This window comes from Streptomyces chartreusis NRRL 3882 (assembly GCF_900236475.1).
In the GTDB taxonomy this organism is placed as follows: domain Bacteria; phylum Actinomycetota; class Actinomycetes; order Streptomycetales; family Streptomycetaceae; genus Streptomyces; species Streptomyces chartreusis_D.
The window spans coordinates 5,930,757-5,954,114 of record NZ_LT963352.1; the positions used below are offsets into that span (position 1 = coordinate 5,930,757).

21 protein-coding genes and 1 pseudogene are annotated in these 23,358 nt (G+C 70.1%); 11 read left to right on the forward strand and 11 right to left on the reverse strand.

Annotated features, from left to right (window positions below):
• Positions 1–26: 26 nt before the first annotated feature.
• From SCNRRL3882_RS26850 to SCNRRL3882_RS26885, 8 genes and pseudogenes are all read right to left on the reverse strand, one after another.
• Positions 27–674 carry a superoxide dismutase gene (locus SCNRRL3882_RS26850; protein WP_010046633.1) on the reverse strand — a complete coding sequence of 216 codons (648 nt, stop codon included), beginning with the start codon at positions 672–674 and terminating at the stop codon, positions 27–29.
• A gap of 130 nt (positions 675–804) precedes the next feature.
• Complete coding sequence (locus SCNRRL3882_RS26855) at positions 805–2,187, reverse strand: amino acid permease (RefSeq protein WP_010046630.1); 1,383 nt, start codon at positions 2,185–2,187, stop codon at positions 805–807.
• Between the two features lie 121 nt (positions 2,188–2,308).
• Positions 2,309–3,202 carry a TauD/TfdA dioxygenase family protein gene (locus tag SCNRRL3882_RS26860; protein ID WP_010046628.1) on the reverse strand — a complete coding sequence of 298 codons (894 nt, stop codon included), beginning with the start codon at positions 3,200–3,202 and terminating at the stop codon, positions 2,309–2,311.
• Between the two features lie 35 nt (positions 3,203–3,237).
• Positions 3,238–4,580 (reverse strand): annotated as a pseudogene (locus SCNRRL3882_RS26865) (LLM class flavin-dependent oxidoreductase).
• The gene (locus tag SCNRRL3882_RS26870; protein WP_010046627.1) at positions 4,577–5,311 is read right to left on the reverse strand and encodes an ABC transporter ATP-binding protein; all 735 of its coding nucleotides are present in this window, start codon (positions 5,309–5,311) and stop codon (positions 4,577–4,579) included. Before SCNRRL3882_RS26870 ends, SCNRRL3882_RS26865 begins: the two are co-directional and overlap by 4 nt.
• Positions 5,287–6,150, reverse strand: a complete 864-nt coding sequence (locus SCNRRL3882_RS26875; protein ID WP_010046624.1) for an ABC transporter permease — start codon at positions 6,148–6,150, stop codon at positions 5,287–5,289. Before SCNRRL3882_RS26875 ends, SCNRRL3882_RS26870 begins: the two co-directional genes overlap by 25 nt.
• Entirely contained in the window at positions 6,147–7,205 is a 1,059-nt protein-coding gene (locus SCNRRL3882_RS26880; RefSeq protein WP_010046623.1) for an ABC transporter substrate-binding protein, read from the reverse strand. Before SCNRRL3882_RS26880 ends, SCNRRL3882_RS26875 begins: the two co-directional genes overlap by 4 nt.
• 231 nt (positions 7,206–7,436) lie before the next feature.
• Positions 7,437–8,636, reverse strand: coding sequence for an ROK family protein (locus SCNRRL3882_RS26885; RefSeq protein WP_010046621.1), 1,200 nt, complete (start codon positions 8,634–8,636; stop codon positions 7,437–7,439).
• A 451-nt stretch (positions 8,637–9,087) separates the two neighbouring features.
• Here SCNRRL3882_RS26885 and SCNRRL3882_RS26890 point away from each other — a divergent pair, with 451 nt between their 5' ends.
• On the forward strand, positions 9,088–9,669 hold the full coding sequence (locus SCNRRL3882_RS26890) for a biotin transporter BioY (RefSeq protein ID WP_010046620.1): 582 nt from the start codon (positions 9,088–9,090) through the stop codon (positions 9,667–9,669).
• A 108-nt stretch (positions 9,670–9,777) separates the two neighbouring features.
• On the opposite strand, the gene SCNRRL3882_RS26895 is transcribed toward SCNRRL3882_RS26890, so the two are convergent.
• The gene (locus SCNRRL3882_RS26895; protein ID WP_029181639.1) at positions 9,778–10,503 is read right to left on the reverse strand and encodes an LPXTG cell wall anchor domain-containing protein; all 726 of its coding nucleotides are present in this window, start codon (positions 10,501–10,503) and stop codon (positions 9,778–9,780) included.
• A gap of 252 nt (positions 10,504–10,755) precedes the next feature.
• Between SCNRRL3882_RS26895 and SCNRRL3882_RS26900 the strand changes: the two genes are divergently transcribed.
• On the forward strand, positions 10,756–12,717 hold the full coding sequence (locus SCNRRL3882_RS26900) for a protein kinase domain-containing protein (RefSeq protein ID WP_010046614.1): 1,962 nt from the start codon (positions 10,756–10,758) through the stop codon (positions 12,715–12,717).
• A 57-nt stretch (positions 12,718–12,774) separates the two neighbouring features.
• Here the strand turns inward: SCNRRL3882_RS26900 and SCNRRL3882_RS26905 are convergent, their stop codons facing one another.
• Positions 12,775–14,283 carry an amino acid permease gene (locus SCNRRL3882_RS26905; protein ID WP_010046612.1) on the reverse strand — a complete coding sequence of 503 codons (1,509 nt, stop codon included), beginning with the start codon at positions 14,281–14,283 and terminating at the stop codon, positions 12,775–12,777.
• Positions 14,284–14,559: 276 nt separating this feature from the next.
• Here SCNRRL3882_RS26905 and SCNRRL3882_RS26910 point away from each other — a divergent pair, with 276 nt between their 5' ends.
• Entirely contained in the window at positions 14,560–15,045 is a 486-nt protein-coding gene (locus SCNRRL3882_RS26910; RefSeq protein ID WP_010046610.1) for a ribose-5-phosphate isomerase, read from the forward strand.
• Between the two features lie 235 nt (positions 15,046–15,280).
• Positions 15,281–16,090 (forward strand): Fpg/Nei family DNA glycosylase, encoded by an 810-nt coding sequence (locus tag SCNRRL3882_RS26915; protein WP_010046608.1) that lies wholly within the window; start codon positions 15,281–15,283, stop codon positions 16,088–16,090.
• A gap of 34 nt (positions 16,091–16,124) precedes the next feature.
• Here SCNRRL3882_RS26915 and SCNRRL3882_RS26920 read toward each other — a convergent pair whose 3' ends face one another.
• Positions 16,125–17,381 carry a GNAT family N-acetyltransferase gene (locus SCNRRL3882_RS26920; RefSeq protein ID WP_010046606.1) on the reverse strand — a complete coding sequence of 419 codons (1,257 nt, stop codon included), beginning with the start codon at positions 17,379–17,381 and terminating at the stop codon, positions 16,125–16,127.
• Positions 17,382–17,543: 162 nt separating this feature from the next.
• Here SCNRRL3882_RS26920 and SCNRRL3882_RS26925 point away from each other — a divergent pair, with 162 nt between their 5' ends.
• The 7 genes from SCNRRL3882_RS26925 to SCNRRL3882_RS26955 all read left to right on the forward strand — a co-directional run bounded on the left by SCNRRL3882_RS26925 (position 17,544) and on the right by SCNRRL3882_RS26955 (position 23,347).
• Complete coding sequence (locus SCNRRL3882_RS26925; protein ID WP_010046602.1) at positions 17,544–18,722, forward strand: PP2C family protein-serine/threonine phosphatase; 1,179 nt, start codon at positions 17,544–17,546, stop codon at positions 18,720–18,722.
• Between the two features lie 172 nt (positions 18,723–18,894).
• Positions 18,895–19,221, forward strand: a complete 327-nt coding sequence (locus SCNRRL3882_RS26930; protein WP_010046599.1) for a hypothetical protein — start codon at positions 18,895–18,897, stop codon at positions 19,219–19,221.
• An 80-nt stretch (positions 19,222–19,301) separates the two neighbouring features.
• Positions 19,302–19,616, forward strand: a complete 315-nt coding sequence (locus tag SCNRRL3882_RS26935) for a pore-forming ESAT-6 family protein (RefSeq protein ID WP_010046596.1) — start codon at positions 19,302–19,304, stop codon at positions 19,614–19,616.
• 65 nt (positions 19,617–19,681) lie between these two features.
• Positions 19,682–20,068, forward strand: a complete 387-nt coding sequence (locus SCNRRL3882_RS26940) for a DUF6507 family protein (protein WP_029181637.1) — start codon at positions 19,682–19,684, stop codon at positions 20,066–20,068.
• Positions 20,065–22,632, forward strand: a complete 2,568-nt coding sequence (locus SCNRRL3882_RS26945; RefSeq protein ID WP_102514870.1) for an ADP-ribosyltransferase — start codon at positions 20,065–20,067, stop codon at positions 22,630–22,632. The genes SCNRRL3882_RS26940 and SCNRRL3882_RS26945 overlap by 4 nt, the downstream gene beginning before the upstream one ends.
• A gap of 76 nt (positions 22,633–22,708) precedes the next feature.
• Complete coding sequence (locus SCNRRL3882_RS26950) at positions 22,709–23,107, forward strand: hypothetical protein (RefSeq protein WP_029181305.1); 399 nt, start codon at positions 22,709–22,711, stop codon at positions 23,105–23,107.
• 27 nt (positions 23,108–23,134) lie between these two features.
• Positions 23,135–23,347: a hypothetical protein gene (locus SCNRRL3882_RS26955; protein WP_010041860.1), complete on the forward strand. Its 213-nt coding sequence runs from the start codon at positions 23,135–23,137 to the stop codon at positions 23,345–23,347.
• The last annotated feature ends 11 nt before the right edge of the window (positions 23,348–23,358 follow it).

Sequence of the window (23,358 nt, forward strand, 5' to 3'; positions counted from 1 at the left end):
TCACGAGGCAGGACGCTTCACGGGTCTCAGGGGGCGAGCAGCAGTACGTCCGCGCGGGACTTGGCAGCCTCGTAACGCCGGGCCACGTCCTGCCAGTTGACGACCTGCCACATCGCCTCGATGAAGTCGACCTTCTGGTTCCGGTACTGGAGGTAGAAGGCGTGCTCCCAGGCGTCGAAGACCAGGATCGGGGTCGAGCCCTGGCCGACGTTGCCCTGGTGGTCGTAGACCTGCTCGACGATCAGCCGCCCGCTCAGCGGCTCGTACGCCAGCACGCCCCAGCCGGAACCCTGAGTGGTCGCGGCGGCCTTGGACAACTGCGCCTTGAAACGCGCGAACGACCCGAAGGACTCCGTGATCGCGTCCGCGAGCTCACCCACGCCGTCCTGCGCGAGCGGCTCACCGCCGCCGTCCTTCGGGCCGGTCATGTTCTGCCAGTAGATGCTGTGCAGGATGTGCCCGGACAGATGGAAGGCCAGGTTCTTCTCCAGCCCGTTGATCGCCCCCCAGGTCTCCTTGTCCCGCGCCTCCGCAAGCTGCTCCAGCGTGTCGTTGGCGCCCTTCACATAGGCCGCGTGGTGCTTGTCGTGGTGCAGCTCGATGATCTCGGGGCTGATCACGGGGGCGAGCGCGGAGTAGTCGTACGGCAGGTCGGGCAGCGTGTAGACGGGCATGGCGGGGAACCCTCCGAACCTCTTGTTGCAAGTGACTTGCAACTGCACGCTAGCAGCAGGAGGGCGGCGGCGGGTGCCCAGGGCACACAAAAGGCCCCCGCGTGTGTCGCGGGGGCCTCGGTGCCGGGGGCTACTTTCGGGCGCGCGCCTTCTGCCAGGCGTAGCCGACGGCCGCCAGGGCCAGCGTCATCCCGCCCGTCGAGTACAACTGCACCCGGGTGTCGGGCTGGCGGGCCATCAGGACGAACACGGCGGCCATGCCCGCCAGCGCGATCCACGTCAGCCACGGGAACGCCCACATCCGCACGACCAGCTTCTCCGGCGTCTCCCGCTCCAGACGCCGCCGCAGCCGCAGTTGCGAGACGGCGATGAAGATCCAGACGACCAGGATCACCGCGCCGATCATGTTCAGCAGCCAGGAGAAGACGTCGTTCGGCCGCCAGTAGCTCAGCAGCACGCACAGGAAGCCGAAGACGGAGGAGGCGAGAACGGCGATCCGCGGGACCCCGCCCGAGACCCGGCCCAGCACCTTCGGGCCCTGGCCGCGGTCCACCAGCGAGTAGGCGATGCGGGAGGCGCCGTAGATGTTGGCGTTCATGGCGGACAGCAGGGCCACCAGCACGACCACGTTCATCAGCTGGCCGGCGCCCGGGATGCCGAGTTCGTCGAGGGCGGCGACGTACGGGCCCTTCTCGACGACCTCCTTGGAGTCCCAGGGGACCAGGGTGACGATGACGGCCATCGAGCCGACGTAGAACAGCGCGATCCGCCACATCGCCGTACGCACCGCGCTCGCCACGCCCTTGACCGGGTTCTCCGACTCGGCCGCCGCGATGGTGACCGTCTCCAGGCCGCCGTAGGCGAAGACCGACGCGAGCAGGCCGATGACCAGGCCCTCGCCGCCGTTGGGCAGGAAGTCGGTGAGGTTGCCCGCGCCCGGGGAGTCCGTGCCGGGCAGGATCCCGAGGATCGCCAGGACGCCGAGTGCCAGGAACAGGGTGATCGCGCCGACCTTCAGGGCCGCGAACCAGAACTCGAACTCGCCGAAGTTCTTCACTGCCGCGAGGTTCGTGCCGCAGAAGACGACCATGAACAGCGCCACCCACGCCCACTCCGGCGTGCCCGGCAGCCAGCCGCTGACGATCTTCGCGGCGCCGATGCCCTCCAGGCCGACGGCCGTGCACAGGAGCACCCAGAAGGACCATCCGGCGGTGAATCCGGCCCAGGGGCCGATCGCCCGCTCCGCGTGCGCCGAGAACGAACCCGACGACGGATACGCGGCCGACATCTCGCCGAGCATCCGCATCACCAGCATCACGAGGAGACCGGAGAGGGCGTAGGCGACCACGATCGACGGACCGGCGGCGGCGATGCCCGCGCCGGAACCGACGAACAGACCGGCGCCGATCACGCCGCCCAGGGCGATCATCGACAGGTGGCGTTGCTTCAGGCCATGGGAGAGGGAGACGTCGTCCCTGCTGGGCGACGTCTCCGTGGTGCTGCTGCTGGGCATGGGCGCGGCTCGTCCAATGCGTGAGAGGCGTGCGAGGGCAAAAACGCCGCCAGTCTCGGATGCCTCCCCGGGGAAACGGAGAGGCATCCCACGATCCGGACGGTCGCGTCGCTGCGCGTGACTACGCGGCGACCGGAGTGTAGTGCGAGGCGTCACCCTCGACGACGTAGCTCTCCTTGCCCTCGATCCCGACCGGGATGTCCCCGGCGACCGTCACCCGGTGCAGTCGGCGCGGCAGGCCGTCGTAGTTGTCGACGGCGTAGTGCTGGGTGATGCGGTTGTCGAACAGGACGAGCTGGTTCGGCGACCAGCGGTGGCGCAGGACGTTCTCCGGCCGGGTGACGTACGCCTGGAGCAGGTCGAGGATCTTGCGGGACTCGCCGGCCGACAGGCCCACGATCCGCTGCGCGAAGCCGCCGATGAACAGGCCCCGCTCCCCGGTCAGCGGGTGGACGCGGACCACCGGGTGGACCGTGCGGTACTTGATCGAGGTGAACTGGGCGCGCCGGGCGGCCTGGTGCTCGTCGACGTCCTCGTCCGGGACGGCGTAGTCGTAGTCGTTGGTGTGCTCGGCCCACAGCGTGTCGGCGAGGCTGCGCAGCGGCTCGGGCAGGTTGCGGTACGCGGCGGCCGAGCTCGCGATCAGCGTTTCGCCGCCGTACGGCGGGATCGTGATGCTGCGCAGGGTGCTGGCCTGCGGCGGGTTGAGGATGAAAGTGACGTCGGTGTGCCAGTTGTTGGCGGCCCGGCCCTGCTCGCTGTCGACGGGCAGGACGTTCGGGGCGCCGTCGACGGCGGACACCGTCGGATGGGCGGTGGTGATGTCGCCGAAGTGGCGGGCGAAGGCCTGCTGACCGGCGTCGTCCAGGCCCTCGGCGTCGAAGACGAGCGCCTTGTGGGCGTTGAGCGCCTCCCGCAGGGTGGCGTAGGTGTCCTGGTCGAGGGGCCGGGTGATGTCGACGCCCTCGACACGGGCGCCGATGTTCGCGGTGACCTTGTGGATCTCGATGGTCATGACGGGGTTCCTTCCGGGCGGATGAGTGAGACGGGTCAGACGAGAGCCGGGGCGGGGACGTGCTGGTTGGCGGGGCGCGGGAGGCCGTACCGCTCCCGCAGGGTGCGGCGGCTGCCGTAATCGGTGCGGAGCAGGCCGCGGGCGCGCAGGATCGGGACGACGTGGTCGACGAAGGCCTCCAGGCCGGACGGCAGCACCGCGGGCATGATGTTGAAGCCGTCCGCGGCGCCCGAGCCGAACCACAGCTCGATGGTGTCGGCGACCTGCTCGGGCGTCCCGGCGAAGGTGAGGTGCCCGCGCCCGCCGCCGAGCCGCCCGATCAGCTGCCGCACGGTGAGCCGCTCACGCCGGGCCAGCTCGACGATGAGCGTGTAGCGGCTCCTGGCGCCCTCGATGGCGCTCTCCGGCGGCAGGTCGGCGGGGAGCGGACCGTCCAGCTCCAGCGTCCCCGCGGGCAGTTGCAGCAGCCGCTCCAGGCGGTCCACGCCGTGCGCGGGCACGATGTGGTCCTCCAGGACCCGCTCGTTCGCCCGGGCCTCGGCCTCCGTCGAGCCGATCACCGGGACGATGCCGGGCAGCACCTTGATGTGGTCGGCGTCCCGCCCGGCCGCGACCGTCCGGGACTTGAGGTCGGCGTAGAAGGCCCGTGCGTCCTCGATGGTCTGCTGGGCGGTGAACACCGCCTCGGCGTACCGCGCGGCGAACCGCTTGCCGTCCCCGGAGGAGCCGGCCTGCACCAGCAGCGGGTAACCCTGGGGCGTGCGGGGCACGTTGAGTGCCCCCTCGACGCTGAAGTAGCGGCCCTTGTGCCGGGGCGGGTGGATCTTCGCGTCGTCGCCCCACACCCCCGCCGCCTTGTCGGCGACGATCGCGTCGTCCTCCAACAGCTGTCCCACAGCTTCAGCGCCACGTCGAGGAACTCGGCGGCCCGCGCGTACCGCTCGGCGTGCGCCGGCTCGGCGTCCAGACCGAAGTTCCGGGCGGCCTCGGCACCGGCGGTGGTGACGATGTTCCAGCCCGCCCGGCCACCGCTGAGGTGGTCCAGCGTGGCGAACTTGCGGGCCAGGTTGTACGGCGAGTTGTACGAGGTGGAGGCCGTGGCGATCAGGCCGATGTGCTCGGTGGCCGTCGCCAGCGCGGTCAGCAGTGTGATCGGCTCCAGTGCCCCGGCGGGCCGCTGGGCCACGCTGCCCCACAGCTGCGGTCCGTCGGCGAGGAACAGCGAGTCGAAGGTGCCGTGCTCGGCGATCCGGGCGAGCCGCACGTAGTGCGCCAGGTCCACGTGCGCGTACGGGTCGCTCTCCGGCAGCCGCCACGACGCCTCGTGGTGGCCGGTGTTCATCAGGAACGCGTTGAGGTGCAGCTGTCCGCGGGTCATCGATGGTCCTCCGTGACACCGAGCGCGGCCAGCAGCCGCTCCCGGTACTCGCCGAGCAGGGGGTCGCGGTACGACCGCGGGTGCGTGCGGTCGATGGTGAGGTCGAGGCCGATCCGGCCCCGGTCGAGGACGAGCACCCGGTCGGCGAGCACGATCGCCTCGTCCACGTCATGGGTGACCAGCAGCACGGACGGCCGGTGGCGCTCCCACAGCTCCCTGAGCAGGCCGTGCATCCGGATCCGGGTGAGTGCGTCCAGCGCCCCGAACGGCTCGTCGGCGAGCAGCAGTTCCGGCTCGCGCACCAGGGACCGGGCGAGGGCGGCGCGCTGGGCCTCCCCGCCCGACAGCTGGCCCGGCCAGGCCCGCTCGCGGCCCTTCAGCCCCACCTCTTCCAGGGCCTCACGGCCTTTCCGGCCGGCGTCCTTGCCCTCCGCGCCGAGCAGCACGTTGTCGAGGACCCGCCGCCAGGGCAGCAGCCGGGAGTCCTGGAAGACCACCGACACCCGCTCGGGCGCGGTGAGCCGCCCGCTGCCTGCGACGCCGTGGTCGAGACCGGCGATCGCCCGCAGCAGCGTGCTCTTGCCGGAGCCGCTGTGCCCGAGCAGGGCCGTCAGCTGCCCGGCGGGCAGATCGAGGTCGATGCCGTCGAGGACCGTGCGGCCGTCGAACGACCGGGTCAGGCCCCGCAGCTGGACGGCGGGACGGGTCAGCTGCTCAGTGTGCGGCGCCATGACAGCACCCTCCGTTCGATGAGACGGACCGCGCTGTCGGAGATCAGGCCGAAGACGCCGTAGACGACCAGGCCGACGAGGATGACGTCCGTCTGGCCGTAGTTCTGCGCCTGGAACATCATGTAGCCGAGCCCGCTGGTGGCGTTGATCTGCTCCAGCACCACCAGGCCCAGCCAGGACCCGGTCACGCCGAGCCGCAGCCCGACGAAGAACCCGGGCAGGGCGCCGGGGATGACGACCTGCCGGACGAACCGGAGCTTGGACAGGCCCTGCACCTCGGCCAGTTCGACGAACCGGCTGTCGATGCCGGACAGCGCGGCATGCGTGTTGAGGTAGACCGGGATGTAGACGACGATCGCGATGATGGCGATCTTGAAGGTCTCGCCGATGCCCAGCCAGAGGATGAACAGCGGGATCAGACCCAGCGTCGGGATGGCCCGGTTGAGGTTGACCGTCCCGTCGATCAGCGCCTCGCCGGTCCGGGTGAGCCCGGACGCCAGGGCGAGCAGGATCCCCGCGGTCAGGCCGATCGCGAAGCCGCCGGCCGCCCGCTGCAGCGAGGTCAGGATGTCGTCCGGCAGCGTGCCCGCGCTCCACAGGCGGGTGCCCGTCTCCAGCACCGTCCAGGGGGCCGGTATCGCGCCCGTGTCGAGCAGTCCGGCGGCGGAGGCGACGACCCACACCGCGAGGACGACGGCGGGCCCGACGAGCCGGGCGGCGGGCAGCCGCTTTCCGGGGGCCAGCCGCCGGCGCCTGCGCACCTGGTGCGCCTCCTGCACCGGGGCGAGGGGTGCCGCGGCGGTCGTGGTCGTGTGCGTCGTCGTGGTCACGGCGGTCACCTCCGGTACTCCGCGGGTACGGCCGCCGCCGCGATGGACTCGAATCGGTGGTCGAACAGCCCCGACACGTCGAACTTCTTCACGAAGCCGCCCTCCGCGAGCAGATCGGCGGTCTCCTGCTCCCACTCGATCGCCTCGTCCCAGCGCGGCGGGAACAGCGGCTTGTTGGCCAGCGCGGTGACCGCCTTCGCCTGGGCGAGGGTCAGGTTCTGCGTGCCGACGTAGAACTGCTCGTTCCACTCGTCGGGGTGTTCGTACGTCCACACCTGGGCCTTCGCCCAGTACGGGATGTACGAGGCGATCGCGGCGGCCTTCGCCTTGTCGTTCAGCACCGAGACCGGCGCCCACAGCAGGTTGAGCAGGTCCACCACGTCCGTCTTGATGGTGCGGGCGGACTTGTACTGCGCCAGGTAGGCGGGCGCCTGGGTGTTGGCGAGCGGTGCGACGTCCACCTGGCCGGACTGCAGGGCCGTGAGGAACTGGTTGCTGGTCAGCGGCACCAGCTCCACGTCGTCGTACGCCAGCCCGGCCTTCTTCAGTGCCCGCAGCAGGACGACGCCCTGGGCCTGCCCCTGCGAGAAGGCCAGCCGCTTGCCCTGGAAGTCGGCGACCGCGCGGATGTCGCTGCCGGGCTTGGTGGCGAAGAGGTAGTTGGGCTTGCGGGTGATGTTGATCGCGACGATCTTCGCGTCGAAGCCCTGGTAGTGCGCCTGGATCGGCGGGATGCCCGCGTTGTTGGCGACCTCCAGCGACTTCGCGCGGAAGGCGTTGATGACGTCGGGGCCCGCGCCGATGTTCAGCCAGTCGGACACCTTGAACGGCAGGTCGTGGAACCCGGCCAGTTCGAACTGCAGTTGCTGTGCGTTCTGGTAGGAGGCGATCTTCAGGCTCGTACCGGCGGGCACCTCGGTGGCCAGGGGAGCGTCGGAGGCCGTCTCGCCGGCCGCGGCGCTGCTGTCCGCGCAGCCGCTCAGTCCGGCCGCCGCGGCCGTCACGCCGAGCAGTGAGGTCAGGAACAGACGCCGGTCGAAACCGGAAACGGTGGGCGAGGGCATGGGAGGACTCCCTGGGTATGGAAGAGGGCACAGCGCACGGAATTCCGGCCAGGAGAAAGCCGGGCAGGGAATTCACGCGAATGTCACACGGGAAGGAGAAGGCGCTCCGTGTGCGGGCGCCGGGGGCGCGTCAACGGGTCAGCAACAGAGGGTGCGACAGCTCGTGAACGGGCTCATGAACAGGATGTTCCTGGTCGGCGGTCGGACCTGTCAACATTCCGAATTTCTGAATTAAATAGCCTCAGGTGACGCGGCCAGCGGATCTCGATAGAGCACGTCGAGCGCCACCGCGCCGCCCGCCACGGCCAGCACGGAATCCGGGAAACTGATCGGCGTGACGGTCGCGGCACGGTCGGATCCGAGCTCTTCCCGCAACGCGCCCAGACAGTCCTCCCGGTGCATGATCCCGATCTCCGTCACGACCACGCGCTCCGGATTGAGCACATCGAGCAGCAGACCCACCGCACGCCCGGCCCGCCGCGACCGCTCCACCAGGAGGCGTACGGCCACCGGGTCACCGGTCGCCGCCGCACCGACCACGTGCATCGGGTTCACCCCGTCGACGATCCCCGCCTCACGGGCCCGCCGGCACAGGGTCCGCTCGCTCAACTCGGCCTGGAGGCAGCCCACTCGTCCGCAGTCGCAGGGCTCCGTACCGCCCGGCACCGGCAGATGGGCGATGGCCCCGGCCTGGGAGCGCGGCCCGTGGTGCACCTCGTCGTTGGTGGCGAACGCCGCGTCGACCACGTTGCCCGCGAACAGGTGCAGCACACTGCGGCTGCCCCGTGCCCCGCCGAACAGGCGCTCCGCGTTGACCAGCGCCCGCGCGTGCCCGTCCACATGGACCGGCAGCCCGGTGTGCGCACCGAGCAGCTCCCGCACCGGCACCTCGCGCCAGCCCAGCAGCGGATGCTCGGCGACGGTGCCCGAGTCCCGGTCCACCCAGCCGCCCGCCGCGAAACCGACGCCCAGCGGCCTGGTGCCGGGCGCCGCGTAGAGCAACGCCTCCAGCCCTTCCGCGGCCCGGGCCAGCACCTGCGCCGGCTCGGTGCCTTGGTGCTTCACCTCGTGCCGGGCCACCACCCGCCCGCGCAGATCCAGCAGCGCGACCGTGGTGAACGGCACCGCCACGTGCACTGAGCCGACCACGAACCGGGAGTCGTCCAGATCGACCGGCAGATGCGGCCGCCCCACGCCCTTGGAGCGTTGGAGCACGGCGGACTCGCGGATGAGCCCCAACTCGGTGAACCGGGCGCAGTAGTCGGTCACCGACGCCGGCGACAGACCGGTCAGCCGGGCGATGGTGCTGCGCGCGACCGGTCCGTGCTCCAGCACGGACCGCAGGACGACACTGGCGCTGGTGCGGCGCCGGTCGCTGTCGGCGACACGGGGGATGGGGGACGTCCGAAGGGGAGCCGCGGTACGGGGCATGGGAATCTTCCTGGGGCCGGTCCGACACTGCGCCGTCTCGATCGGCGGGCCGGATCCGCTCCGCCCCGCCTCACACCGGGCGGCGACAGGTGGCCGTGCCCTGGCGCCGCAGGTCGACGTAGCGACGCGACGAGAAGTACCGGGCCTGGGCAACCATGCCTGCGACGCTAGCAAAACGGTCCCGGACTGCCCAGACGGCGACCGACGGGCGAGACGGCGGGCACGCCGCCTTTGGTGGGACTCCACAGATGCCCCTCGGACCGGCTCCCGTGTCCCAGGCCACCCCATCACCGTGACTGGCATCACGACGTGCTCGGTGTAGCCCCCACCCTTTGTGCGGAGCCGACCAACAGCCGGTTCACGCCTTTGTCGAGCACTGACGGTGATCAGGGCGAGCACGCTGGGATAGCGTCACGGTGTCCCGACCGGCCCTCACCCTCGCGGAGTCCCCATGAGCACCGCTGCCGCCACACCCGTCCGCACCGGACAGGTCCTCGCCGACCTGCTCCCCGCCTCCCGTGTCCGGGACGCGGCCCTCGTGCTCGGCGGCGCCGCGCTCACCGGCCTCGCCGCACAGGTCTCGGTGCCCGTGCCCGGTTCCCCGGTGCCGGTGACCGGCCAGACCTTCGCCGCGCTGCTCGTCGGCACGTCCCTCGGTGCCGGCCGCGGCTTCCTCGCGCTGGCGCTGTACGCCGTGGCCGGCCTCGCCGGCGTGCCGTGGTTCGCGTCCGGCACCTCCGGCGTCGCGCCGTCCTTCGGCTACATCCTCGGCATGATCCTGGCCTCCACCGTGGTGGGCGCCCTGGCCCGCCGTGGCGCCGACCGCTCGATGCTGCGCATGGCCGGCACGATGCTCGTGGGCGAGGCCATCATCTACGCCGTCGGTGTGCCCTACCTGGCCCTCGCCACCGGCATGTCCGCCACCGCCGCGATCGCGGCCGGCCTCACGCCGTTCCTGATCGGCGACGCCCTGAAGGCGGCGCTGGCGATGGGCGTACTGCCGACCGCCTGGAAGTTCGCGAACAAGAGCTGACCTCAGGCATCGAACAAGAGCTGATCTGAGCAGTACCGAGAGGCCCGCCGGGACCCGATGTCCCCGGCGGGCCTCTCCGCGTGCGCAACGGCGCGGCAGGGGGCCCATTCAGCCCTCCTGACCCCCCGGCCGCCGCCGCTGGGACCACCACATCCCGGCCGCGCCCGCCGCGAGCAACGACGCACCGGCCGCTCCCAGCGGCAGCAGATCACGGGCCGGACCGGTCTTCGGCAGCTCCTTGCCGCCCGGGCCCGCCGGCTCGTTGTCGGTGCCGAGCAGCAGCGGCGTGGCCGGGGCGTCCGGCGACGGGTTGCTCGTGCCGAACGGCACCGGCCCCTGCTGCCAGAAGGTCTTCTTCCCGTCGCTCGTCTGCACCGGCAGGCAGATCTTCCCGGTCTTGCCGAGGTCGAACGTCGCATCCACGGCGTACGACTTCGACCGACCGGCCGCGAGATTGTCGATGGGGCAGCTGAAACCGCTGTTCGAACCCTCCGGAAGATTGTTCTCGGCCAGCGCGGAACACCCCTGGACGTTCTTGACGACAAGCCCGTCGAAACCCACGACCAATAGCTGGATCTTCCCGCTGTCCTGGTTTCCCTCGTTCTTCACCGTGGCGGTAAGCGCTGTCCTTTCCGAGTCGTTGTCGACCGAGATCTTCTCGGGCAGCCGCGTGGTCAGCTTCACCCCCGCCGGTGCCTCGTCAACGACCTTTCCCCCCTTGCTGCTCGCGGGCCCTTCGTCTTCCGCGCCGGCCGTTCCGGAAAGGATCAGCACCGCCGAGAAGGATGCTGCTACCAGCGATCCCGCGACCACCGCCGTGCGACGAGAACTCATGTTCGCCCCCCTTTGCGTCCCCCTGGACTGCCCTGGACTGCACCAGAATTCGCAGTACTGAAAGAGCTACCACAAGATTTCCCGGCACTATCCTGGTACGGCACGAAGTGTGACCGTTGTGTTTCACTGGAGTCGGTCGCGGCGTCGTGGAGGGGGTGCAGCGGATTGCCGGGGAATGCGAACATCGGCGGTGTTCCAGGGATATTGGTGACGGGGCGCTATCGGCTGGTCGAAAGTATCGGTCAGGGGGGAATGGGGCGGGTGTGGCGAGCCGCCGATGAAATACTCGACCGGCAGGTCGCCGTCAAGGAAATGCGTATCGACGGCCTCGACGCGGAGGACAGCAGGACGCGCCGCGAACGCACCCTGCGCGAGGCCAGGGCCACGGCCCGGATCGACCATCCCAACGTCGTACGGGTCTACGACGTGGTCGACGAAGGCGAACGCCTGTGGATCGTCATGGAGTTGGTCGCGGGCCGCTCCCTCGAACGGATCCTCGCGGAGGAGGGCCCACTGGGCCCCCGCGACACGGCCCGGATCGGGCTCGGACTGGTCGCGGCGCTACGGCAGGTCCACGCGCGGGGAGTACTGCACCGGGACATCAAGCCGGGCAACGTGCTGGTGGAGAACGGGAGCGGGCCGGCCGGACCGGCACGCGGCACCGCCGAGTGGCGCGTCGTCCTCACGGACTTCGGCATCGCCGCGATCCAGGACGCCAAGGCGCTCACCATGGTCGGCATGCTGGTCGGCTCGCCCGACTACATGGCCCCCGAGCGCATCTCCGGCCGCCCGCAGGGCCCGCCGTCCGACGTCTGGTCCCTCGGCGCGACCCTCTGCGCGGCCCTGGGCGGCCGTTCCCCCTTCGCCCGCGACACCACGCTGGCGACCCTGCACGCGGTCCTGTACGAGGAGCCCGAACTCCCCGCCGCGTCCGGTCCGTTGCGCGACATCCTGACGTCCCTGCTGGAGAAGGACCCGGCGGTCCGCCCGGGCCTGGAGGAACTGGAAGCGGCCTTGGAACCGGTCGCGTTCCCGGCGCCGACGCCTACGGTGTCGGTGGGAGCGGGTCCGGAACGGCGGGAGCGGACGAGGGAGTTGCAGGAGCCGCCGGAGCCGGACCCGGACCCGGACCCGGGCCCGGAGCCGTCGGACGCGGAGCCGGTGTCGGATTCGGCCCCCGCTCAGGATCCTGCCGCGATGCCGGGCCGACAGCCGGAAACCGAGCCCGATCCGAAACCGGAACCACACAAGCACCCTGAGCCGGACGAAAACCCCGCCCCGGAACCGGACCCACGGACATCGGCCCCGTCCTCACCCCCGCCGCGCGGGCGGCCAACTCCAAGGGACCCCCGTCACCCCGCGCCCACACCCACGGCGAAGACCCAGCCGGACAAGGCCGGTCGGCCAACCCCCGCCGTCACCACCACCACCCCTGCGCCCCACGCCACCACGACCACTCCCCGCCCGGCCCCCGTCTCCCTCACCCGGGCGCAGGCGGCGACGGAGTGCCGCCCCCGCCCCGCCCCGGCCCCCACCGCGATGCCACCGGGCGAACTCCCCGGCCCCGCCACACCGGCCGCGGCCCGCCCCCGCGCCGGCCACCGCCGTACGATGCTCGCCGCAGCGGCGGCCACGGTCGCGACGGTCGGTGCCGTCGTGGGCATCGTGCTGGCGACGTCGTCCGGCTCATCGGGCGACGACGCCCCCCGCGCAGGCTCCTCGGCCTCCGCCCCACCCACCACAGCCCCCGCCCCCGACTCCACCGTAGAAGGCACATCCAGGCCGCAGAGCCTGCCACCGGGCGCGCACCGGGAGGCCGGAGGATTCGCCTGGGCGACGCCCGACGGCTGGCGGCGCGACGTGAAGACCGGCGCGGAGGTGCACTACACCTCCCCGGACGGCACGCAGGAACTGGTCGGCAAGTCGTCCCTGGCCCGCGGTGACCTGCTGGAGACGTGGCGGACCTCGGAGCGCAACGCCCACCAGGGCGAGGACTACCGCAAGGTCCGACTGGAGGAGACGACGTTCCGCGGCCACCCGGCGGTGGTCTGGGAGTACACGTTCACGCTGAAGGGCGTCCACTGGCACGCCCGCCTGCTCGGCTTCAACGTGGACGGCAAGTCGTACCAGGTCAACACCTGGTACGACTCCGGCATCGAACCGGAGGCCCTCCGCACGTACGAGAAGGTCAAGGACAGCTTCACGGTGCTGTAGGCAACGGAAAAGGGCCCCCGTTCACCCTGAACGGGGGCACCTCACCGGAAGGGCCGGTCAGCCGGCCGAGACCTCGTCCCGCCGGTCGTCCTGCGCCTGGGCCTGCGAGTCCGCCTGCGCGGCTGCTGCGGCGGCCCGCCGTCCCCCGAGGACCTTCTCCTTCACGAAGGCGACGACGAGGACGAGCGCCGCGACGAGCAGCGACAGCAACATGGTCTCGCGTCCGTCGTGTTCGGTGTCGGTGAGCATGTAACCGAGGATGAACACGATCAGGGCGGCCGTCGCCCAGGTCAGGTACGGGTACAGCCACATCTTCACGACGAGCTTCTCCGGCGCCTCGGCCTGGATGATCTTCCGCATCCGCAGCTGGGAGAAGCAGATCACCAGCCACACGAACAGGGCGACCGCGCCGCTGGAGTTCACGAGGAAGAGGAAGACGGAGTCCGGGAACTTGTAGTTGAAGAACACGGCGACGAAGCCGAAGGCGACGGACGCGAGGATCGCCGTCCGCGGCACGCCGTTGGCGGTCGTGCGGGCGAAGGACTTCGGCGCGTCGCCGCGCTGGCCGAGCGAGAAGGCCATGCGGGAAGCGGTGTAGAGGCCGGAGTTGAGACAGGACAGCACCGAGGTCAGCACGATGAAGTTCATGATCTGGCCGGCGTGCGGAATGCCGAGGGAGTCGAGCGCGGCGACGTACGAGCCGTCCTTGGTGATGGACTTGCTGTCCCACGGCAGCAGGGACACCACGACGAAGATCGAGCCGAGGTAGAAGACGGCGACGCGCCAGATGATGCTGTTGGTGGCCTTGGTGACGGCCTGCCGCGGGTTCTCGGACTCGCCGGCGGCCAGGGTGGCGATCTCGCTGCCCATGAAGGAGAAGACGACGAGCAGCACACCGGTGAGGATCGCCCCGGCACCGTGGGGCAGGAAGCCCCCGTGCTCGGTGAGGTTGCTCAGCCCGGCCTGCTCACTGTCCACGCCCGGCAGGAGCCCGAAGACGGCCAGACCGCCGATGACGATGAACGCGGCGATCGCGACCACCTTGATCCCGGCGAACCAGAACTCGAACTCTCCGTACGACCCGACGGAGACGAGGTTGGTGGCGGTGAGCACCAGCATCACGATCAGGGCCCAGGCCCACTGCGGCACGGCCGGTATCCACCCCTCCAGGATCACCGCACCGGCGGTCGCCTCGACCGCCAGCACGACCACCCAGAAGAACCAGTACAGCCAGCCGATGGAGAAACCGGCCCAGGACCCGAGCGCCCGGTCGGCGTGCGCGGAGAAGGAACCGGAGGTCGGGTTGGCGGCCGACATCTCACCGAGCATCCGCATCACCAGCACGACGAGCGTGCCGACGAGGGCGTACGACAGCAGGATGCCGGGCCCGGCGGTGGCGATACCGGAGCTGGACCCGACGAACAGGCCCGCCCCGATGACGCCACCGATGGCGATCATCGACAGATGCCTGCTCTTGAGCCCGGCCTGGAGCCCGGAGCCGTCACCGGGGTCGCCGGGCCCTCCGGGTTCGTGTCCTGTCGTCTTGAGAGTCGGCTGCGAGGTCATGGAACGGATTTCCTTTGCGCCGGGGAGCTGTTTTCCGTACGGACCGCCGGAGCTGCACGAACGGGGTGTGTCGCGGCACGGCGGCGTACAGGGGCTCATACGAGCGGTGTACGAGCCGGTCCAGTGAATCGGAGGCGAACGATTAGGAGAACCTTTGAATCCAGATTGTTACTTGAGGTTTTCCTGAGCTTCCGTAATGCGCCTCACACTCACGCCAAGTTTTCATGAGCGCCACCCCGCGCGCCTTCCCCGAAACACCCGTGTCACACTCGACCCATGCGCGTGTACCTCGGCTCGGACCATGCGGGCTACGAACTCAAGAACCACCTCGTCGAGTGGCTGAAGGCGGCGGGTCACGACCCCGTCGACTGCGGCCCGCACATCTACGACGCCCAGGACGACTACCCGCCGTTCTGCCTCCGCGCCGCGGAGCGGACGGCCGCGGACACCGGCGCCCTCGGCATCGTCATCGGCGGCTCCGGCAACGGTGAGCAGATCGCCGCGAACAAGGTCAAGGGCGTCCGCGCGGCCCTCGCCTGGAGCGAGGAGACGGCGGCCCTCGGCCGCCAGCACAACAACGCCAACGTCATCGCCGTGGGCGCGCGCATGCACTCGCAGGACGAGGCGACGGCTTTCGTCGAGACGTTCCTCAACACGCCGTTCTCCGGTGACGAACGTCACATCCGCCGAATCGACATGCTCAACGCATACGAGTCAACGGGCGACCTCCCTCCCATCCCGCCCCACCACCCCCAGCAGTAGGCCCCTCACGCTCCGCCAGGTGGTTGAGCTGAGCAGCGTCCAGCTCACCCGGGCCTGAATGCCGGGTCGAAGGACTCAGCCCCGTGCGGGGTGCAGGGGCGAAGCCCGCGAGGGGTGCAGGGGACGCAGTCCCCGCCGGGGTCCGGGGCGGAGCCCCGAGGCTTTTCGACTGAGCCCCTCGATGAACTGTTTCTGGCGGGCGGGTGGGCAAGGGCGACGATCACAGGAGAAACCCGTGCCGGAAGGCCACACCATCCACCGACTGGCCCACGACTACGCCACCGCCTTCCTCGGCACGACCCCCCGGATCACCAGCCCCCAGGGCAAGTTCACCGACGCCGCAGCCCTCCTCACCGGCACGGAACTCACCCACACGGAAGCCCACGGCAAACACCTCTTCCTCGGCTTCCACGCCACCGACTGGATCCACATCCACCTCGGCCTCTTCGGCAAGGTCACCTTCGCCCCCGCCCCCGCACCCCCACCCACCGACACCGTCCGCCTCCGCCTCGCGAACGACACCACCTACGTCGACCTCCGCGGCCCCACCACCTGCGCCCTCATCACACCCCCGGAGAAGCAGGCGATACACGACCGCCTGGGCCCCGACCCCCTCCGCGACGACGCCGACCCGGACACCGCGTACCGCCGCATCTCCCGCAGTCGTACGACCATCGCCGCCCTCCTCATGGACCAGAAGGTCATCGCCGGCGTGGGAAACGTCTACCGCGCGGAGGTCCTCTTCCGGCACCGCATCGACCCGTACCGCCCCGGCAAGGACATCACCCCGCCCGAGTGGCACGCGATCTGGACCGACCTGGTCGAGCTCATGCACGAGGGCGTCCGCAACAACCGCATCGACACGGTCCGCCCGGAACACACCCCGGAGGCGATGGGCCGCCCACCCCGAGTGGACGACCACGGCGGCGAGGTGTACGTCTACCGCAGGGCCAACCAGCCCTGCCACCTCTGCGGCGGCGAGATCCGCACCGCCGACCTCGCCGCCCGCAACCTCTTCTGGTGCCCGACCTGCCAACGCCCTTGACCACCGCGGCGGCCCCAGAAGACCGACCCCACCCTCAGAAACTGTGCGGCAACCACGGCGCCACCACCCCGCTGCCGAACCCCAGTGACGCCTCCGCCAGCGCCCCCCGCCGCACCTCCCGCACACGCCCCGCCGCCCCCAACGCCCCGAGGCTCACCCCACCGAGATACGCCGCCCCCAACTCCCGTACGGACAACGCGACATCCGCCGCATCCGCCGTACGCACACAGGACGCCCCCTTCGCATCCCCGCTGAGCCGCCAGCGCCCGGCGTTCCAGGGACAGAACGCGTCCTCCACCTCGAACACCACATCCACCGGCGCCTGATACGTCCGCGCCTCCAGAGCGGCCCCGACGTCCACCAGCCGTACGTACAGCGAATCCCGCACGCGCGGCCGGCACCGCCGTATGTCGGACACCATGTACTGCCACGCGTCGTCGACCGGCCGCCTCCGCATCACCAGCGTCGACGTCAGGTCCACACCGAACAGGAACCGCAACAGCGCCGCGTCCGCCGCGGGATCCAGCGCGGCCGAGTCCTCCAGAGTCACCGTGCCGTTGGCCCCGGCGTCCTCCCACCCCGGCTTGATGCGGTACCGCGCGTACCCGACCGTCTCCCCGTCCCGCTCGGCGAGGACGCACTGAAGCGGCGACGCCCCCGCCCGCTCGCTCTCCGGATCGAGTACGCCGACCCGCTCCCACCCGGGCTGCCGCGCCAGCATCCCCGGCCGTGACGGCACCAGCCGCGCGTACACCGCCTCGCACACGTCGACGACTTGGGCGGGAACGGCGTAGCGCAGGCGCACATCGTCCGTACCCGCCGGAAGCGACGACAGCCGCACCCGGTCCGTGTCGATCTCGGCGTTCAACTGAAAGGTGGCGTTGCCGTATCCGAACCGGCCGTAGATCGCCGGCTCGGAGGCCGTGAGCACGGCCAGCGGCTCACCCCAGGCGCGGACGTCGTCCAGCTGCCGCCGCATCATCGACGTCAGGACACCGCGCCGGCGGTGCGTGGCGGCCACGCTCACCATCGTCACGCCCGCCGCCGGCACCGAGGCCCCGCCGGGCACGGTGAGCCGGAAGGAGAACGCCCCCGCCGTCCCCACGCAGTCGTCCCCGTCCCAGACACCGAGCGAACGGTCGTACTCGGTCAGCGAGTCCCACAACTCCCGCTCCTCGGCGGACTCGGGCACACCGCCGAAGGCACGGATGAGGGTCTCGTACCACGTGTCCCAGTCGTCCCGCCGAAGCACCCGCGGGGTCGCCGCGGAGCCGGTCGTGTCAGTCGTCATGGCCCATGCGTACCAGTGCGGCGCGGGACGGGCGAGGGAATTTCTCCTGGGTGGCGACGGGCCGGCGCATGGTGGAGTTCACTGTGAAGTCGGCCCTCGGACGGGGGACAAGTGGGACCTCCCGTGCCAAGTGGCCGGTCCGATGGATAGGGTCCCGAACTAATGGCAGCAGGACGAGAGCGGCGCGCGGAAGCCGACACGTTCACGGCCCGGTTGAAGAAGCAGTGGCACCGGGCCCGCGTCGGCGTGCGCCGAGCCGCCGTGGACTACTTCCGCGGCGACGGCTCGGACTGGATCGCCCTGGCCGGTCTGCTCCTGATGGTTCCGGTGATCGCGGCGGCGACGCTGGCGAACTCGGTGTGGTTCTCGCCGGCCGCGCTGGTCCTGCCGGTCGTCGTGGGCGGCCTGCTGCTGCGCCCGGCGAGCCTGCTCGGCCTGTACGCGGCGGCCGCCACGGCGCTGATCGTGGAATCGGTGCGGCTCGGCCCCTACACGGAGGGCCCCTCCAGGGTCACCCCGGGTGTGGTGCTGGTGGTCGCGGCCTGTGGTTTCTTCGGGCTGCTGCTGGCCCAGTTCCGCAGCCGCGTCGGTGTGCCCTGGCGGCGCGGCGGCACCATGCTGTTCGACCTGCGTGAACGCATCCGGGTGCAGAGCAAGCTGCCCGGTCTGCCGGACGGCTGGCACCGGGAGATGGCGCTGCGCCCCGCGGGCGGCCAGTCCTTCTCGGGTGACTTCGTGGTGGCGGCGCGCACCAACGGCGGCCGTACGCTCGAGGTCGTCCTCACCGACGTCTCCGGCAAGGGCATGGACGCCGGCTCCCGCGCGCTGCTGTTGTCCGGCGCGTTCGGCGGCCTGCTCGGCTCCCTCCCACCGCACGCCTTCCTCCCGGCCGCCAACGGCTATCTGCTCCGCCAGGACTGGGACGAGGGTTTCGCGACCTCCATCCACCTGGTCCTCGACCTGGACTCCGGCGACTACGAGCTCTACTCCGCCGGCCACCCGCCCGGCCTCCAGCTCAGCGCGGGCAGTGGCCGCTGGGAGGAGAAGGCGGCCGAGGGCCCGCTCCTCGGTGTGTACGACGGCGCCCAGTTCGACCCGGTGAAGGGCTCGCTCCGCCCGGGTGACGTGCTGATGCTGTTCACGGACGGCCTGGTGGAGACCGCCGACCGGGACATCGTCGAGGGCATCGACCGCCTCACCGGCGAGGCCGACCGTTATGTGGCGGGCGGCTTCCACGGCGCCGCCTGGCACCTCATCGAGGCGGTGGCCAAGGACGTCAACGACGACCGGGCGCTGCTGCTGATCTGCCGGGATGGCTCGACGGCCGCCTCCGCCCGCTGACGTACGGACCGCCCGACCCACGGTTCGGTCATCATTGTGTGGTGCTTCTGTGACTGAACCGGACCCCGATTGCGCAGGCAACTTTCGTGTTGATAGAGATTATTGACGAGACTTGAGGGCGGCCCGGAAGTGGTCGCCGTGTTGGCCCATACGGGGGAGGCGAGTCAGGGCGATGAAGTTCGACATGGGGGCTCAGACGCTGTCGACGCTGCAGCGTGACACGCGGGGTTCGACGGACGATCTGGGTGGTCTGGTCCGGCAGTTGGTGGCGGCGGCGCAGCCGCTGGAGGGCAAGTTCAATGGTTCTGGTCGGGTGATGTTCGACCAGTTCAAGGCGCGGGCGGATCGGATCGCGTCGGACCTGAACTCCTCGCTGTCGGCGATCCTGGGCGGTCAGTCCGGGATGGACTCGGCGTTCTCCTCGGGTGACCAGGAGCAGGGTGACAACGCGCGTCAGCAGATGTCGGCGGCGAATTTCGACGCCGCGCGTTTCCGCTGAGCGCTGCAGGCGTTTGAGCGCCGCCGGCGTTTCGCCGGTGGGTTTCTGGTCGTGTTCGGTTTCTCGGGGAGTGGTGTGTGATGGCAGGCGCGGGTTCGGACCGCAGGTCGTACGACACGGGTGCGTCGGCGGACGCGCAGACGAACATCCAGGGGGTGATCGGCCGCCTGGAGTCGCTGATCACCCAGCGTGACAAGCAGGTGAAGGCGGCGATGGCCGACTTCACGGCGGACGGTGTGGCGGATGAGTACCACGGCAAGGAACAGCGGTGGAACAACGCCTCGCAAGAGGTGAAGAACATCATTCATCTGCTGAAGACGACGCTGGAGAAGAACGACGGCACGGCGCAGTCGACGATTCAGCGTGCGAAGGCGGCGGTCGACAACATCGGCTGAGCAGCCGCTGCTGTCGCTGTAGTTCTGTCAAATGGTTCGTTGAGTGTGCGTGACGGGGGTTTTCGGTGCCCGGCTGGGATCTCAAGCCGCAGGGTATTTCGCATGTGCTGCAGACGACGGGTGATGCGGCGTCGAAGCTGGAGAAGTACGCGAAGGCGTTCGGTGAGCATCTGACGTCGGCGGCGTCCAGTGCGGGCACCGTCTCCGCCGAGGGCGGCGGTGAGGGCGGCGAGAAGGCGCAGGGCGGTCTGGTGGCGCTTGCGTTGTCGCAGTTCGCGGAGCACGCGACGAAGGATCTGAAGTTCGTCGCCGCGCGGGCGGGCAAGTCGTTGCAGGGCGCGGTGGATGCCACCACGGCGTATCTGAACGGTGACGAGGAGATGGCGGCCGAGGCCCAGCGCAAGACGCTGCAGGCGCCTGCGGTGGATCTGCCGGGAGTCGGTAAGCGGTGATTCAGCCGGAGAAGATCCCGCAGTTCACGGGGAATCTGGAGCAGCTGGAGACGGATTACGCGGACCTGAAGAAGGACGCGGGTCATATCCGGGACACCGGTGCCGATGTCCATTCCCGGTTCCAGGGCCTGTCGGCGTTCTACACGGCTCCGGAGGCGGAGCAGTTGTTCGCCACGACCAAGCCGGTCAAGGAGAAGGCGGACGCGTTCGCCGACGACCTGGAGAAGGTGTCGGGCGCGCTGTCGTCATACGCCACCGAAATCCGTCCGCTGGTGGCGAAGCTGAAGCAGCTGAAGACGGACGCGGCGGCCTTCGTCTCCTCGGTCAAGGACGATGACGAGTGGGAGTACGACGAGGACAAGGTCGACGAGCACAACAAGCTGCGGGATGAGATCACCGCGACGGTCGCGGCGTTCTGGGCGGCGGAGCGTACCTGCCACAACAAGATCACCGCTCTGTGGGGCGGGACGCAGATGGTGGCCGGGGACGGTTCGAAGAAGAAGAACCAGTACGGCTTCAACGCCGAGGACATGAAGAACGCCAAACTTCCCTGGGGTGACCCGGTGGAGGAGAAGCACCACTGGTACGAGGTCGGCCACTGGGTGAAGTCGTTCGTGTGGGACGGCCTGATCGTCGACGGTATCTGGGGCACGATCAAGGGCCTGGGCACGCTGGTCGGCTTTGGTGGCTGGGATGCGATGAAGCAGGCCTGGAAGGGTCTGGCCCAGCTGGCGACCGGTCTGGCCATCACGGCGATCCCCGGGGCGCAGACGTGGTTCTGGACGGCGTCGGACAAGGACATGCCGTCCTGGCTGCGTGACTCGCGTACCGCGATGAAGGAGACCGGCAAGGCGCTGGTGGCCTGGGACCAGTGGGGCAAGAACCCCGCCCGCGCGGCCGGCGCTGTCACCTTCAACGTACTGACGACGGTCTTCACCGGTGGTGCGGGTGCGGCGGCCTCGGGTGCGGGCAAGGCGGGCGCGGTCGCCAAGGCGTTGTCGGTGGCGGGCAAGGCGGGCCGGGTGATCGACCCGATGACCTACATCGCCAAGGGCGCGGGCGCCGGTCTGTCGAAGATCGGCGACATCACCAAGGGCCTGAAGGGCGTCGGAAACATCGACATCCCCACGCTCCCCGACGGCGCGGTCCACCTCCCCGACGGCCACCAGCTGGCCCCGGACGGCAACCTCGTCTCGCCCAACGGCACGATCGACACGACACCGGTTCCCCAGGGCACCACCCCGGCGGTCCCGCACGGCACCACCCCGACGCTCCCGGCCCACTGGACGACGCAGGGCGCCCCGACACCGTCGTACGCGGGGGCGGCCCACGGCGTCGACGGAGCCGCGCACACGGTGGACAACGCGGCCAATCCGGGGCACTACACCACGCCCCCCGCGGCCCCGACCCACACCCCGGGCGGCGCCTTCGACCCGGCGCCGGCTCCGTCGGCGTACGACCACGCGCCGACCGGTTCGCCGTACGGCCACGCACCCTCCGCGTCTCCCTACGGCCACGCTCCGTCGCCGGGCATGTACGATCACGCACCCGCACCGTCGGCATACGATCACGCACCGCCTCCGTCGGCGTACGACCAGACGCCTCAGCCGTCGTCGTACGACACGACCCCGGCCGCTGCACCGCACACGGGCGGTCACGACATCCCTGGCACCGGGGGGCATGGCTACGACGCCCCTGGCGCCGGTCACGCCGACGACGCCTCGCACGGCGCCGGACACGGGGACGACGCTGTTGGCCACGCGGAGGACGCGGTGCACGCCGGCGACCACGCGGACATCGGCCACGGGGTGGCGGACGCCGCCGCACACCACGGCACCGACGCACCGGCGGCTCCGGGACACCAGGGCACGGACGTACCGGGGCACGGCGGGGCCGGAGAGCCGTTCGAGTACAAGCCGATCATGTCGGCGGACGACTTCGACAACCTGGCCACCGACGCGGAGCGGCACGCGGCGGCCACGGCGGAGCTGGAGCGGGGGACCAACCCCTACCCCAGCACCAGCGACGAGGCAGGCAAGAAATACGGCGACGCGCACTGGAACGACTTCCTGGACAACCTTGACCCCAAGGCCAAGGGCGCGCTGGAGCGATACAGCAGCTTCTATTACAAGAACATCAACGGCCAGCTGCGGGACGTCGACGTGCCCCTGAAACCCCAGGTGCAGAATCTCGTCGACGACATGGACCGGGTCATGGGCGGCCGCCCTGTCCCCGAGGACATCATGGTCGTCCGAGGGACGGAGTATGACCACGTCCTCAAGGAGGTGGACTCGGTACTCGACATGGAAGGCAGAACCTTCACGGATGACGGGTTCACCTCCACGTCGCTCGGCAAGACCGCGGCCTTCGACCACCAGCCGATGATCATGCACCTTCGGGTACCGAAGGGCACGCCGGCCCTCTGGATCGACCACATCTCACTGAACAAGGGCGAGCGGGAGCTGTTGCTCGCTCGCGGTTCGCAGTACAAGGTGACGCGCGTCTTCCAGGACACGGCCGGCAAGTGGCACGTCTATGGAGAGGTTTTGCCGAGGAGCTCTTAGCGGACGCCCCGCCCGGGAGCACCAACAGGGAAAGACGTCGTCGCCGGCCGCGCCGACACACAGGAGAATGGACTTCATGAGCAGCGAGAAACCAGTCCCGTCGCGCTTTGAGGAAAACCTTCAATTCAAGCAGGTGGCAGGCCCGGCGACGTATAGCATCACCACCGATGGGCCCGTCCTGTACCTGAGCGTCGCAGACCGTACAGGCACTGTCATTGGTTACGTGTGGGCGAACGACAAGGACGATGCGGCCGGCTGGGTCGTGCCGCCGGGGCTCCCGGCCAATGCCGTCAACGCCGGTGGCAGGTGGGTGCGAGCTCTGCGCGCCGGCAAGGCCCGGCAACTCGCTCCGACCGTCCTCCTTGCCGAGCTGGCACGCGGCGTGAACGACAGCGAGCAGAGCCACGCAGTTCCGGATTCCCTCACTGAGGTACCGACGCTTGCCGTTCTCAAGGAGCACGCCGCTGGCGGTTGAGCGGCCGGTAAGCACGACGCCGCTGTCATGAACCATACGCAGCCCCGGGCGTTCGCCGAAGGCGGGATCTGGTACGCCAGGCTGGAGGAGGCCGAGGCCCTCGCCGAGTTCCTGGCAGACCCGGAACCGGGCGGCAGGGGCCGTCCCCTGCCAGGCTCCCTCACTGACGCCCCGAACGCGGCCGCAGTCGAGGCCCTTGCCGCGGGCGACCCTGCACTGGGCCGATCCGCCTCCGAATGAGGAGCCCCGAG

Bases quoted from the DNA above. Each gene is read 5' to 3' on its own strand.
- SCNRRL3882_RS26850 (WP_010046633.1), bottom strand. From the start codon at position 674: ATGCCCGTCTACACGCTGCCCGACCTGCCGTACGACTACTCCGCGCTC.
- SCNRRL3882_RS26855 (WP_010046630.1), bottom strand. From the start codon at position 2,187: ATGCCCAGCAGCAGCACCACGGAGACGTCGCCCAGCAGGGACGACGTC.
- SCNRRL3882_RS26860 (WP_010046628.1), bottom strand. From the start codon at position 3,202: ATGACCATCGAGATCCACAAGGTCACCGCGAACATCGGCGCCCGTGTC.
- SCNRRL3882_RS26870 (WP_010046627.1), bottom strand. From the start codon at position 5,311: ATGGCGCCGCACACTGAGCAGCTGACCCGTCCCGCCGTCCAGCTGCGG.
- SCNRRL3882_RS26880 (WP_010046623.1), bottom strand. From the start codon at position 7,205: ATGCCCTCGCCCACCGTTTCCGGTTTCGACCGGCGTCTGTTCCTGACC.
- SCNRRL3882_RS26885 (WP_010046621.1), bottom strand. From the start codon at position 8,636: ATGCCCCGTACCGCGGCTCCCCTTCGGACGTCCCCCATCCCCCGTGTC.
- SCNRRL3882_RS26890 (WP_010046620.1), top strand. From the start codon at position 9,088: ATGAGCACCGCTGCCGCCACACCCGTCCGCACCGGACAGGTCCTCGCC.
- SCNRRL3882_RS26895 (WP_029181639.1), bottom strand. From the start codon at position 10,503: ATGAGTTCTCGTCGCACGGCGGTGGTCGCGGGATCGCTGGTAGCAGCA.
- SCNRRL3882_RS26900 (WP_010046614.1), top strand. From the start codon at position 10,756: ATGGGGCGGGTGTGGCGAGCCGCCGATGAAATACTCGACCGGCAGGTC.
- SCNRRL3882_RS26905 (WP_010046612.1), bottom strand. From the start codon at position 14,283: ATGACCTCGCAGCCGACTCTCAAGACGACAGGACACGAACCCGGAGGG.
- SCNRRL3882_RS26910 (WP_010046610.1), top strand. From the start codon at position 14,560: ATGCGCGTGTACCTCGGCTCGGACCATGCGGGCTACGAACTCAAGAAC.
- SCNRRL3882_RS26920 (WP_010046606.1), bottom strand. From the start codon at position 17,381: ATGACGACTGACACGACCGGCTCCGCGGCGACCCCGCGGGTGCTTCGG.
- SCNRRL3882_RS26925 (WP_010046602.1), top strand. From the start codon at position 17,544: ATGGCAGCAGGACGAGAGCGGCGCGCGGAAGCCGACACGTTCACGGCC.
- SCNRRL3882_RS26930 (WP_010046599.1), top strand. From the start codon at position 18,895: ATGAAGTTCGACATGGGGGCTCAGACGCTGTCGACGCTGCAGCGTGAC.
- SCNRRL3882_RS26935 (WP_010046596.1), top strand. From the start codon at position 19,302: ATGGCAGGCGCGGGTTCGGACCGCAGGTCGTACGACACGGGTGCGTCG.
- SCNRRL3882_RS26950 (WP_029181305.1), top strand. From the start codon at position 22,709: ATGAGCAGCGAGAAACCAGTCCCGTCGCGCTTTGAGGAAAACCTTCAA.
- SCNRRL3882_RS26955 (WP_010041860.1), top strand. From the start codon at position 23,135: ATGAACCATACGCAGCCCCGGGCGTTCGCCGAAGGCGGGATCTGGTAC.